The organism is Bradyrhizobium sp. PRIMUS42 (assembly GCF_023006515.1).
In the GTDB taxonomy this organism is placed as follows: Bacteria; Pseudomonadota; Alphaproteobacteria; order Rhizobiales; family Xanthobacteraceae; genus Bradyrhizobium.
Window position 1 is genome coordinate 1 of the sequence record NZ_JALBGZ010000755.1, and the last position, 2,906, is coordinate 2,906.

Here is a 2,906-nt window from a genome sequence, read left to right on the forward strand (position 1 = left end):
ACCAGCGAGCTCGAGCGCCGCGCGCTCGAAGCCGAGGCTGCTGCCCTCGCCGTGAAGGGTGTCACCAAATCCGGCGGCGCCTCGGCCTCCGCCGGCATGGGCGGCATGGTGCTGGTCACCTCGACCGGCTTCCACGGCTCCTATTTGCGCTCCAGCCAGGGCATCTCCGCCACCGCCATCTCTGGCGAAGGTACCGGCATGGAGCGCGATTACGACTTCACCTCGGCGCCGCATGGCGCGGACCTGTTGTCGCCGCAAATCGTCGGCCGCTCCGCCGGCGAGCGCACCGTGGCGCGCTCCAATCCGCGCAAGGTCGAGACCTGCAAGGTGCCGGTCGTGTTTGATCCGCGCGTTGCCGGCTCCCTGGTCGGCCATGTCGTCGGCGCCATCAACGGCGCCTCGATCGCGCGCAAGACCAGCTTCCTGAAGGACAAGCTCGGCCAGCAGCTGTTTGCGAAGAACATCCGCATCGTCGACGATCCCTTGCGCAAGCGCGGCTTGCGCTCGCAGACCTTCGATGCCGAGGGCGTCGCGGTGAAGAAGATCGCGCTGATCGACGAGGGCGTGCTGACGACCTGGCTGCTCGACTGTGCCACCGCGCGCGAGCTCGGCCTCACCACCACTGGGCACGCCCATCGCGGCGTGTCGTCTTCGCCGTCGCCCGGCCCTTACAATCTGCATCTCGAGCCCGGCACACCGAGCCCGGCCGAACTGATCTCCGACATCAAGCAGGGTTTCTACGTCACCGACCTGATCGGCTCGGGCGTCAACGGCGTCACCGGCGACTACAGCCGCGGCGCCTCCGGCTTCTGGATCGAGAACGGCGAGATCACCTATCCCGTCAGCGAGGTGACGATCGCCGGCCATCTGTTCGAGATCTTCAAGTCGATGCAGCCGGCGAACAATCTCGAGTTCCGCTACGGCGTCAATGCGCCGACGGTGCGCATCGAGGGTTTGACGCTTGGCGGACGTTGAGGCGAACGCCCCGGGCGAAACCATCCGGACGCGCGACGCCGCGCTGCTGCGAGACACGGTGCGAGAAGCGGGTGCGCTGGCACAGTCGATGTTCCGCACCGAGCTGAAGAAGTGGACCAAAGGCGCCTCTTCGCCGGTGTCGGAAGCCGACATCGCCGTCAACGATTTGCTCGAAGCACGCCTGCGCGCGGCGACGCCGGACTATGGCTGGCTGTCCGAGGAAAGCGTCGACGACGCGGCGCGGCTGTCGCGGCGGCTGACCTGGATCGTCGATCCCATTGACGGCACGCGCAACTATCTCAACGGCCACGACGACTGGTGTGTCAGCGTCGCGCTGGTCGAGGATGCCACACCGGTGCTCGCCGCGGTGTTCGCGCCGACGAGCGGGGAGTTCTTCTTCGCGGTCCGCGGCCGAGGCACGACGCTGAACGAGAAGCCCGTGCGGGCGGCGGGCGGATCGGAGCTCGACTTTGCCCGTGTCGCCGGCCCGAAACCGCTGGTCGAGCGGCTCAACAGCTCAGGCAACGAGATCAAGCTGCATCCGCGAATCGGTTCGCTCGCGCTGCGCCTGTGCCGGGTCGCCCATGGCGCGCTGGATGCGGCTTTTGCGGGGGGCAACAGCCATGATTGGGACCTTGCGGCGGCCGATTTGATCGTGCAGGAAGCCGATGGTAGGATGAGCGACCTCTCCGGAGAACCCATCCTCTATAACCGCCGGGAAGTGGCGCACGGGGTGCTGGTGGCAGCGGGGCGCGATCGTCATGCGGGCATTGTCGCGCATTTTCGAAACCGTCCCATAGCCTAAGGCGCTTTTCGTCGTGCTTGTCGAACACTGCTTTGCCGGGCAGCCCTTTAGGAACAGGACTCATGCCAGATAGTGCCCCGCAACAATTGCTTCACCTCGTCGTCGGCGGCGAACTCGTCGATCTCGAGCACAACACCTTCAAGAATCTCGACGACGTCGAGATCGTCGGCCTCTATCCGAATTATGCCACCGCCCACGCCGCCTGGCGGGCCAAGGCGCAGAGCACGGTCGACAACGCGCAGATGCGCTATTTCATCGTCCATCTCCACCGGCTGCTCGACCCGAATCAAGAACCGGCGCGTTGAAAAAACTGCTTCGCAATACGCTGCGAAGCAGCTGGCTTCAGCGTGCCGTCGGGGTTCTGGCGGCCGAATACCTGCGTCTGGTCTGGCGCACCAACAAGTTCACGTTCGATCCGCCTGATGTCTATGACATCGTCGAGCCGCAGATCCCGGCGATCTTCGCCTTCTGGCACGGCCAGCATTTCCTCACCCCCTTCATCAAGAACAAGGACTCCTATCGGGCCAAGGTGCTGATCTCCCGTCACCGCGACGGCGAGTTCAACGCCATCGCGGTGGAGCGGCTCGGCATCGGTCTGATCCGCGGTTCCGGCGATCATGGCAGCGCGTTCCACCGCAAGGGCGGGGTCGGCGCCTTCAAGGAAATGGTGCGGACGCTTCAGGACGGCTGTAATGTCGCGCTGACCGCCGATGTCCCCAAGCGCGCGCGCGTGGCCGGGCTCGGCATCATCATGCTGGCACGGGAATCGGGGCGGCCGATCATGCCTTTCGCGATGGCGACCAGCCGCTTCATCCGGCTGAAGAACTGGGACCGCACCACCATCAATCTGCCATTCGGGCGGGGCGCATTGGTCGGCATCAAGGAAATCCACGTTCCACCCGATGCCGACGCCGCCACGATGGAAGCGCTGCGGCTGGAGCTGGAAGAGACGTTGAACGAGGCGACCCGCCGCGCCTACGCGCAGCTCGGCCGCCCGGGGCCTCAAGATGCCTAAATCGCTGCCCATTGCGCTGCCGATCACGCTGCGGATGTATCGGCGCCTGGCCTCCGGCCTGGTGCCGCTTGCCCCTGCGCTGATCAAGCGGCGGCTGAAGCAGGGCAAGGA

General features: G+C 65.7%; 4 protein-coding genes. All 4 read left to right on the top strand.

What is annotated here, in order from left to right; genetic code table 11:
- Positions 1–975 (top strand): TldD/PmbA family protein (locus MOV75_RS33075; protein WP_247007427.1); only part of this gene is annotated, 975 nt, incomplete at its 5' end.
- Complete coding sequence (locus MOV75_RS33080) at positions 962–1,780, top strand: 3'(2'),5'-bisphosphate nucleotidase CysQ (protein ID WP_246931454.1); 819 nt, start codon at positions 962–964, stop codon at positions 1,778–1,780. The genes MOV75_RS33075 and MOV75_RS33080, both read left to right, overlap by 14 nt.
- Before the next feature lie 62 nt (positions 1,781–1,842).
- On the top strand, positions 1,843–2,085 hold the full coding sequence (locus MOV75_RS33085; RefSeq protein WP_007596929.1) for a DUF4170 domain-containing protein: 243 nt from the start codon (positions 1,843–1,845) through the stop codon (positions 2,083–2,085).
- Positions 2,082–2,795, top strand: coding sequence for a lysophospholipid acyltransferase family protein (locus MOV75_RS33090; RefSeq protein ID WP_246931452.1), 714 nt, complete (start codon positions 2,082–2,084; stop codon positions 2,793–2,795). The genes MOV75_RS33085 and MOV75_RS33090 overlap by 4 nt, the downstream gene beginning before the upstream one ends.
- Positions 2,796–2,906 lie beyond the last annotated feature (111 nt).